This window comes from Marinomonas aquiplantarum (genome assembly GCF_003314975.1).
Classification (GTDB): domain Bacteria; phylum Pseudomonadota; class Gammaproteobacteria; order Pseudomonadales; family Marinomonadaceae; genus Marinomonas; species Marinomonas aquiplantarum.
Map to the genome: position 1 here is coordinate 1 of NZ_QNRF01000020.1, position 8,963 is coordinate 8,963.

Annotated in this window: 6 protein-coding genes; 2 read left to right on the forward strand and 4 right to left on the reverse strand. The window is 41.4% G+C overall.

Annotated elements, in window-relative coordinates:
* Positions 1–170 precede the first annotated feature (170 nt).
* Both DFP76_RS17900 and DFP76_RS17905 read right to left on the reverse strand, forming a co-directional pair.
* Positions 171–2,426 carry a hypothetical protein gene (locus tag DFP76_RS17900; RefSeq protein ID WP_113875917.1) on the reverse strand — a complete coding sequence of 752 codons (2,256 nt, stop codon included), beginning with the start codon at positions 2,424–2,426 and terminating at the stop codon, positions 171–173.
* 26 nt (positions 2,427–2,452) lie between these two features.
* Positions 2,453–3,418, reverse strand: coding sequence for a hypothetical protein (locus DFP76_RS17905; RefSeq protein WP_147084241.1), 966 nt, complete (start codon positions 3,416–3,418; stop codon positions 2,453–2,455).
* Positions 3,419–3,535: 117 nt separating this feature from the next.
* Here DFP76_RS17905 and DFP76_RS17910 point away from each other — a divergent pair, with 117 nt between their 5' ends.
* Positions 3,536–4,588 carry a mannose-1-phosphate guanylyltransferase/mannose-6-phosphate isomerase gene (locus DFP76_RS17910; RefSeq protein ID WP_113875919.1) on the forward strand — a complete coding sequence of 351 codons (1,053 nt, stop codon included), beginning with the start codon at positions 3,536–3,538 and terminating at the stop codon, positions 4,586–4,588.
* A 90-nt stretch (positions 4,589–4,678) separates the two neighbouring features.
* Positions 4,679–6,001, forward strand: coding sequence for an O-antigen ligase family protein (locus DFP76_RS17915; RefSeq protein ID WP_245931977.1), 1,323 nt, complete (start codon positions 4,679–4,681; stop codon positions 5,999–6,001).
* A 104-nt stretch (positions 6,002–6,105) separates the two neighbouring features.
* Here the strand turns inward: DFP76_RS17915 and bamJ are convergent, their stop codons facing one another.
* Together bamJ and DFP76_RS17925 are read right to left on the reverse strand one after the other, a co-directional pair.
* On the reverse strand, positions 6,106–6,813 hold the full coding sequence (gene bamJ, locus DFP76_RS17920) for a BamJ family beta-barrel-assembly machinery protein (RefSeq protein ID WP_113875920.1): 708 nt from the start codon (positions 6,811–6,813) through the stop codon (positions 6,106–6,108).
* A 970-nt stretch (positions 6,814–7,783) separates the two neighbouring features.
* Complete coding sequence (locus tag DFP76_RS17925; RefSeq protein WP_113875921.1) at positions 7,784–8,698, reverse strand: LysO family transporter; 915 nt, start codon at positions 8,696–8,698, stop codon at positions 7,784–7,786.
* Between the last annotated feature and the right edge of the window lie 265 nt (positions 8,699–8,963).

The window sequence follows — 8,963 nt, forward strand, 5'->3', positions numbered from 1 at the left end:
GGCCAAACAGTGCCATTGGTGGCATTCCACCTAAATGGCTTATGAAGGCAGCTTAGGCTCTACTTTTCACCCCTGTTAAAAATGGGGGGATTACAGCATGTACTGGTGATTTAATAAGGCAATATCGTTTGGTTTGTCTTTTGAATCACCTGTGTGCCATTCATGAATCTTTATTTGTTGTATCTACCTCTTTCATATTGGTTGGTAATGATTTTTGACGCCGCTCGACAAGAACCGCGATTGTCCGCGAAGTAAAGGCATTTAGGTATTCTGTCTGCAAAGGTAATGCGGACTTTGCCATTGTAACCGCCGCCAAAGGCGGTGCCATAGCGATACCCTGCTAGGATTTCTTTCAGGCTGTTGTCTTCCGGGTTGCTGGTTGTGTTTATCACTTGTAGCGAGCCATCAGAGTAGCGATTCATTAGCCAGGTTCTGGCGTTTTCTTTTACTAAGGCATTCGCTAAATGTTGGGTATTAATGTTTTGGTAGTTTAAGTCTGCCTGATAAAACACCGCCAAATCCGCCAGTTGGGTGCCGCTTTTCAGGGGTAATGGGCTTTGTTTGGTGGCGAAGCGATATAGGTTGTCCTCAAAGCGTTGTAATCCGGCGTTACTGCATTGGTTGTTTTTAATCAGCTTATGCATATCACTTTGTAGTGTTTGTTCATCTCGAAAAGCCGAAAACTTAGCGGTCACGTCACTGGAAAGTAATGCGCTGCCAATCAGTTTTAACCCTGCTTGTCGTGATTGTTCTATGCTGGCTTGGTAAAGTTTTGGATCGGCGTACATGCCTGTTGGTCTATCAGCCCATTTTACACAGTTCCGGCTGACAACCTGGCCCCAGCCATTCGTAGTAATGATTTTGTCTTCACAAACGGCTTTGGTGATTGGCACTTTGTTTTTGGGTAGGTATTGCGGACAAAGATTTGAGTAAGCTTTTAGGTAGTTTGAGAACAGCATACTGCTTAGGGTTGTGTTGGGTGTCAGTCTAGAGTTTGAAAAGTCGCCAAGATAAAGGCCAGTTAATTCGGTTTTGAGTGCTAGGTTGGCGTTGTTAAAGCTGTTGACGTCTAAATTTGTCGATGAGTAAGTCGGTTTAAATTCAGTTACTTTTTGATAAGTGCGCTTTTGTGCTGCTTTTAACGCCATTGCAGGTGCTGTTGTTGCATCGTCTTTCGTCACGACTTCTTGGTAAAAAAAGTTGAGTTCATTAAAAGACGCAGCATTACGGATCATTTGCAATCGCTGTTCTTTTATTTGATCTAATAATGCGATTCTTTGCTGTTGGGCTTGCTTTAGGTGCTGTTGAATCTCGGGTTGATCCAGTAAGTCCTTATACTGTTTTGTGAAGGCCAAGTGGTGCTGGATGCGTCTTTTTAGTTGTTCAGTTGGCTGGTATCCTTGTTGCTCTATCTGTGTGAGCCCAGCTTGGCTAGGCAGTATAATGGCTTGGTTAAATAGCTCGCTACGCTTTGCCTGAAAAGCTTGATTGACTGTGTTTCGATTATCCACAGAAACATAGGGGTAAAGTGCTTTGAATTTGGACTTTTTATCGATTAATGGCAGTTCTCTGCTGGCTTGTCGGGGGGATTGGATCTCTTTAGCATATTGCTGTGCCGCTGCTACTATGTGTGTATTGATGTGCTGACTAAGCAGTGTATCGAGTTGTCTCTGTGTGTCACTGGTGAGCTCAAACCTTACTCTGCGTAAATGTTTAGGGCGGTTAAGGGTCCTTTGCTGCTGCTCAATCAAGCTGTCTTTGTCTGTTAGTTTGAGTAAATCGTTAAACTGGTATTTTGTTGTCTCTAGCTTTCGAGTCATGGCCGCTATGACATTGTCATTAAATCTTAGCGTGTAGTTTTCTTTTTCTTGTTGTCTTTCATGCTCTGCTAAAACATTGTTAATGGCTTTGGTTGTTTTTGGCAACCTTCTGTTATAAGCGCTAAATTCTTTGCTATTCAGAATGCGGTTGAATTTTGCTTCAACGAGGAAGTAATTGTTATACAGTGTATCTAGTTCGGCTAATTCTTGATCTGAATAGGTCAAAAAATCATTGGTAGTATTCCAATTCTCTTCACCTTCTGTGATTTTGTCTGTGCTTCTCCATATCTGTCGCACTGTTTTTGCTTTTGTTCGATAGAGTTTGAACCTTGTTGAGTAGTCTGTCTTTATTTGAGACATTTCTCCAAAGGTTTGTATCAGCTCATGAGAGGAGTTGGATTCTGTTATTTTGGTCAATTTTTGAATGGTTAAATAATTGGCATGGCTTTTATCAAAGCTACTTTGGATGCGACTTGATTGCCAAACGGATTGTCTTTGGTTTTCAAAATACCATTCGTTTAGTTCGTCGGTTTTTTTGGTTGCGGCGCAAGACGACAATATTAGCGCTAGGCAAATCATCATTAGGTTATTTAATGATAACTTCATAGCGGCGCTCCTTATTACGTAATTTGCTAGTGAGATTGAAACACTTGTTTATCATCGGCAAAGATCTGAATTTCCAATAGCTCAATAGGGATGTTTGCTATTCTGTTTCTGTCAGCAACGGACCTATTGGTTTCGGGTTGAGCACAAGCTAATGGCTTGAAAATAAAAACGGCTTCTAGAGGTGATTCTTTACTGAGCATGAGCAAACGGTAGGCGTCATCATTAGACATGCTTAGGTACTGTTTTTTATTTTCTATGAAGATAGATTTTGTATTTTGAGGCATGAATCTCAAAGTCTTAATAAGGTCACGGCTCCCTCTGGAGGCTTTTCTATGGCTTTGAATGTGTGATGAGTAAAGCTTCCGAAGTGCCTCGGTATTTTTCGCTTCATTCTTTCTAACATAACGGTGGTTGTAAAATAGGTCTTTTTCCATAGGGATGGCAGTGGTGGCTTTCGACCATCTTCGACCATTTTTCACATAAGTGATGATTTCAGCGGCTTGGTTGCTTGGATCAAAGGCTTTGATTTCAAGGCGTCTTTCATAGGCAAAGGTGTCAGTAGGTGATGTTTCGTCAAAGGCCCTTTCTTGTTGTTCAAAATAAAAGTTTCTAATGAGCTCATTGGCTTTTGTAGGCGCTGCGTCTTTGGCTACTTGATAAGTATCTACCTGATCTCTTGGTGCTGTTGATTTGAACCAATTTGTGATGAGGTTGATGTTTTGATCGATTTCTGGCTGACAGGCTTGATAGCTAGACAGAAAAAGTGGTGTACTTAATGCATCTGGATATAAAGCAATGTTTTCTTCAGTGTCGATTGAAGAGCCATTTGGCATTGTCACTATTCGATTGGATGAGCAGCCGGTAATTAAGGAGATAACACCAATTGCGATGAAGACGTTTTGAAAAATAGCGTTCATAACTTGTCCTTGTTGAAGAGATTGTGTGGTTACTACCGTGTTATTAAAAGTATCTATGGTTGTATAAAAAATCAACAGGCTATTTGGTTTTTCTTGCTAAAAATACAGTCTCTCTATGTATGCCTTGTTGTTCGGTTTTGGTAGACTTCGTGGTTATCTTTAGATTATTCCAATGCAACAAAGAGCCTGTGTGTGAAAATTATTCCTGTAATCCTTGCGGGTGGTATCGGCCATCGTCTCTGGCCGCTCTCGCGTGAGCATTTTCCTAAGCAATGCTTATCACTGACTGATCAGGAACTTAGCCTTCTGCAACAAACACTCTTACGTACTGTTTCTCTTGATGTGGCTGATCCTATTGTGGTGTGTAATGAGGATCACCGATTTCTTATCGCACAACAGTTACAATCCATCGGTGTTAAAAACTCAAGTATTGTTCTGGAGCCAGAAGGCCGTAATACGGCGCCAGCCATTGCGTTAGCGGCATTGGAAGTGAAACAAGCATACGGTGCTGATGCCCTTATGTTGGTTTTGCCTGCCGATCATGTGATTCGTGATCTTGTTGCTTTTGAAGCCAGTATTGTAAAAGCCGCAGAACTTGCAAATCAGGATGCTCTAGTAACCTTTGGAGTGCAGCCTACTCGTCCTGAGACTGGCTATGGTTACATTCGCTCTGCAGAGAATTATCAAGTAGCAGAATTTGTTGAAAAGCCAGATTTAGAGAAAGCCGAAGCGTATCTTGCTTCAGGTGATTACCTCTGGAACAGCGGCATGTTTTTATTCCAAGCAGATACTTATCTGGCAGAACTTTCCTCATATAGAAAAGACATTGCTGATGCCGTTGTGGCGGCCTATGAAAATCGTCATGAAGATATGGATTTTGTACGAATTGATGCTGAACTGTTTTCACAGTGTCCTGAAGAGTCCATTGATTTTGCTGTAATGGAACCTACCAATAAAGCCAAAGTGGTGCCTTATACTGGGGATTGGAGTGACATTGGTGCCTGGGATGCTTTGTATGATTATGCCGATAAAGATGAAGACCAAAATGTACTGTTAGGCGATGTCATGGCGGAAGGGACAAATAACTGCTTAGTTCGCTCAGAGTCTCGTTTGGTCGCTACAGTAGGCGTTAAAGATTTAGTCATTGTGGAAACTGCAGACGTGGTTTTGGTAATGGATAAAAACCAAGCGCAAGATGTGAAGAAAATAGTTAAACGAATTAAGCAAGAGATGCGAAAAAATTGAGTGTGTGGTGTAAAAAAATATGATGATATATTAGATATTCTATGTTGTAATATTCGTCATAACTAAAGAATTTTTTAATCCTACTTGAAAGTGAATAATGATTTTTTAGTAAGTATATACATTTATTTCAAACTAATTATTATGGATTTAACTGGGATTTTGATGCTGTCTTTTTTTTGGGGTCGTTTAGTTTGGTTTTTTTTGTCGCTTACCTTTGCAATTTCTTTGTCTTATCCTTCTGGATATAATATTGGGGCATCATTGATTTTTATATCAACAGTTTCAATTTTGTTTTTCAAAAATAATCAAGAAAGACTTTCATTTCAAGATAAAAAAATCATTTTCGTTTTTTTGGCTTATGCAATTTATGCATTTTTCTCAGTTTATCTTGACGGTTGGCACATTAGAGAACTAGATAGGCCATCAAGGTTTCTTTTAGTAATTCCTGTGTTGATTTTATTGATAAAGGTTCAAGGTAATGTCAAATGGCTTTGGTATGGCGTAATTATTGGAGCCATAAGTGCTTGTGCTTTAGCTATATATGAAAAAATATTCTTAGGTGTATCTCGTGCTAGCGGTAGTGAAAATGCGATTATGTTTGGAAATACCGCTATGCTAATGGGGATGATGTGTTTTGCTAGTTGTTTCTATTTTCTAAAACGTCAAAATTCACTTTGGCTCGTTCTGTCTTTATTGGGTGGAGTGGCTGGCATTATCGCCTCCATATTATCAGGAACTCGAGGTGGTTGGGTTGCATTACCTCTCATTTGTTTTTTTATATTATGGAACTCTCGAGATTTAATTGGAAAAAAGAATATTATAGTGGTGGCATTAGTGGCTTTGGGTCTCTTGGTTGCCGCGATTAGTATTCCTGAAACTGGTGTTCAAAACCGTATTTCCTCTGCTGTTAGTAATGTTTCTCATTACGTTTCTGGTGAAAATAAAAATACTTCTGTCGGCCTCAGATTTGAAATGTGGAAGGCTGCAATTGAAATGTTCAAGGATTCTCCTTTCTTCGGTGTAGGAGAATACGCAAGTCATGATTTCAAGAAAGAGCTGGTTGAACAAGGTTTGATCATTCCTGAAGCTGTTAAATTTAGTCACGCTCATAATGAATATTTCAATGCATTGGGGTTAATGGGGATATTTGGTTTTATTTCACTAATGGCTTTATATTTGATACCACTTAAGCTCTTTCTCCATAAAATGGAGATGTATAAAAATAACTGGAATATTCGTTCTTATGCAATGGCAGGTGCACTAATTCCAATGTGTTATATGGATTTTGCCCTAACCCAGTCTATGTTTAGTCATAATATTGGTGTGATAATGTATGCCTTTCCAATTGTTTACTGTTGGGCGGCTGTTCGTTGGGCAGAGCGAGAAGAATTAGCTAAAGTATTCGAGACTTGATTTTCAGCATGAACTTGCCTTTTTGTTAACAATAAAAAAAACGCTGATTGAATCAATCAGCGTTTTTTTAGTTTATGTAGACTTTTGATAAAAGTCTTTAGATTTTACTCAGCCTTTTCAATACCGTGCAATTCAACCACAAACTTAAGCGCTGCGTTTGGTGGAATTGGGCCTGTGCCACCTGGTCCGTAGGCTAGGTCAGATGGGATGTACAGTTCGTATTTTGAGCCGACAGGCATAAGCTGAAGACCTTCGGTCCATCCTGGGATTACGCCGTTTAGTGGGAAGGTAATTGGTTCACCGCGTTGGTAAGAACTGTCAAAAACGGAACCATCCATTAGGGTGCCTTCATAATCCACTTTTACCGTATCCGTTGCCGTTGGTTTCTCACCCTCACCAGTGGTGATGACTTTATACAGTAAGCCAGAGTCTGTTTTCTGTACGCCATCTTCGGATTCTTTTTCTTTCAGCCAAGCTTCTGATGCGGCTTTTGCTTCTTCCGCTGCTTTTTGTTGAGCTAGCTGCTCTTTTTCCATTTCTTCTTGCTGGTATGCTTGGATGGTTTGAGTGACTTCTTCCATTGTCATTTGAAGTTCTTTCCCTGCTGTCGCATCTTCAAAGCCTGCTACGAAGCTTTTGACATCTAAGTCTGAGAAACTTTGTGACATACGCGTACCAAGCATGGTGCCTAAGCTATAGCCTAATTTCTGTTGTTTGGAATCTAACGTGGCTGCGCTAGCGTCTTTGTGGTCGTCTGCGTGAGCAAAAGCAACAGAGGACATCATCAAGGTCGCGATTAGAGTTTTCTTCATAAAAAGTGTTCCATTATTTAATTAATTATTACTGAGTGGAGTCAGATTTAAAGACGGAGCTCGATTTCATACTGTTCTTATTGTGCCAGTAGATTGACAAGTTGACGACAAAGCAGAAAGTGCAATATACGCCTTGTGCTTTGCAAAATCAGATCCGTCGCTCTTTTGTAACAGTAGTGTTCTAACATAAGCTTGGCTGCTTAAGCCAATTTTATGTGTTTCACTATATCAAAGCGACCCCTTCACCTGCACACTTTGTTTGAGTTCCAAAAGATCTCTCTTTTATTTAGAGAACGGTTCCACAAAGCACAAGACGTAAAGTGAGATTAATCCTCGTTTATGTAGTGAAACAATCGCTTTTACAAAAGCATGACAGTGTTTGCGAAAGGCCGTTTCTTTACATTCCGGTCTTTACGGTTTTTTGACGATTAAAGGTAACCCCACCCTAGCCCTCCCCTTAATAAAGGGGAGGGGACTAAGAGCTCTCCATTTCCTGTGTGAGATTGCACTTGGTTTCCCCCTTTTTTCAAGGGGGAGTTCTCCTTTGGTTCTCCCCCTTTTTTTCAAGGGGGAGTTCTCCTTTGGTTCTCCCCCTTATTAAGGGGGAGTTAGAGGGGGTAGGTAAGTGATAGACAAAACCCCACCCTAGCCCTCCCCTTGGTAAGGGGAGGGAATTAAAAGCTTTCCATTTCCTGTACGAGATTGCACTTGGTTCTCCCTTTTTTCAGCGGGGCGTTCTTCTTTGGTTCTCCTCCTTAATTAAGGGGGGCTCCTTTGGTTCTCCCCTTTATTAAGGGGGAGTTAGAGGGGGTTAAAGTGAAGGGGTAGACAGAACCCCACCCTAGCCCTCCCCTTGGTAAGGGGAGGGGATTAAAAGCTTTCCATTTCCTGTGCGAAATTGCACTTGGTCCTCCCCCTTGTTAAGGGGGAGTTAGAGGGGGTCAAAGCCAACTTAACTTATCTCCACTCTCTAATTCATTCCAAGAAAAAGCGGAATCAACACAGGGACTAAAATACTCATGATAAAGCCACTTGCAATGCACACAGGGACGATTTGTGAACCGTGGAATTTGCCTAGCATGGGTAAGGTGAAATCCATGGCTGTGGCGCCAGAATAGCCAACTGATAAGTGGCTATTGATACGAGCTAAAAAGGGAATGAACATCAGAGCGATGATTTCGCGACTTAAATCCAATAAGAAGGCCGTGGTGCCAAGCACCGGATCCCCTAATCCCGTGATGAGTATGCCCGATAAACTGTACCAACCAAATCCAGAGACAACTGCCAGGCCCTGATACCAAGTTAAGTCCAAAATAAAGCAGCTCAGCCAACCCGCAAGCAGTGTTGTTACTATGGTGACTAGGGCGATGATCACCCCTTGGCTATTCAGAAAGAGTTTACGTAAGCGATAGTTGCCTTGTCGTAATTGGCAACCGATTAAAAACAACAAAAAATACAGCAACCAAGTTACGTATTCGTCTATCTGTAATGCCCAGTTTTGTCCGATGACGCCCAGCGCCACACCACCAATGACCCAGCTGATGGTCTTTAAAGCGTCTAGTAAGGCTTGCTTGAGACTCGCCGATGCCGCTTGTTCAGGGTTCTTCTCCATGTGTTTATTAAAACACTTTCCGCTGACATACAGTCCTAAAAGACTGAGGCTACTGACCAGCAAAATTAAGATGACGGCTTGATAGCCCGCAATTAATAGCTTTTCAATGAGGTTTTCTAGTGATCCAAGGCTGAAACCAATGAGCCCGAGGATTAGGTAAACCAGTTGTTCTAGCCATTTGGCAACACGTTCCGGCGTGAAAGGTTTGAGGTGGACCCAATAGCCGAACAGTAAAGCGATAAGAAGCGGACCTAATGTGGTGAGCATTGCCATGAATACGTCGTCCCGGACAAGATGTAAAAGAGGCGGTATTTTGTCGGCTTATGGTGAGGAGTTCAACCTTCTCGTTGTTTTTTAAAGGGAGCCTTCCTTTGTAGTGGCATAGTGAATTTGGCCACCTAATTAGAGGTGATATACTCATCTCATAGATAAAACAGGTGAACCAATGACTAAACCAAGACGACCGAACTTTAGCCCTGAGTTTCGTTTAGACGCTGCAAAGCTAGTCTTAGAACAAAACTACAGTGTTATTGAAGCT